This is a genomic window from Paracraurococcus ruber (assembly GCF_004353985.1).
Taxonomy (GTDB): Bacteria; Pseudomonadota; Alphaproteobacteria; order Acetobacterales; family Acetobacteraceae; genus Paracraurococcus; species Paracraurococcus ruber.
In genome coordinates this window covers 1-560 of record NZ_SMOA01000671.1, presented here as the reverse complement: position 1 = coordinate 560, position 560 = coordinate 1, and the positions used below count along the sequence as shown (strand labels likewise).

General features: G+C 80.0%; 1 protein-coding gene. It reads right to left on the bottom strand.

Features of this window, described 5'->3' with window-relative positions; translation table 11 throughout:
• A partial coding sequence (locus E2C05_RS33810; protein WP_338045242.1) for a tetratricopeptide repeat protein occupies positions 1 to 560 on the bottom strand: 560 nt, incomplete at both ends.

Below are 560 nucleotides of genomic sequence, written 5' to 3'. Positions count from 1 at the left end.
CCGCGCCGGCGCCGGCGGGGACGGCCCAAGCCGCGCCGCCACCGCCCGGCCGCCGGCCAGCAGCCCTGCCGCATCCCCGCGCCCGGGATGGTAGGGCAGCACCGTCATGCGGGTGACCGCCGCCTGCAGCGCCCAGGCGGGATGCGCCGCCGCCGCCTCCACCGCCGCCAGCGCCGCCTCCTGCTCGCCGCTGGCGCAGAGCGCCAGAGCAAGGTTCAGCAGCAGGATCGGCTGCGGGCCGAAATCGGCGATGGCGCCGTCCAGCACGTCCCGCATCGCGCCCAGGCGGTGCAGCTTCCACAGCACCGTGGCCAGCCGGTTGCGCAGGTCGATGTCGTTCGGCCGGCCGGCGATGGCGGCCCGCAGCACCGGCTCCGCCTCCGCCCCCCGCCCGGCATCGGCCAGCGCCAGGCCGAGGGCCGCCTGCACGTCCAGGCTGCCAGGCGCCAGGATGGCGGCGGTGCGCCATTCCGCCAGCGCCGCCGCCGGCCGCCCGGCTGCGGCGTGCAGCTCCGCGGCCGCGATCGCCCAGCCCGCCGTCATCGGCGCGGCCGCCGCCC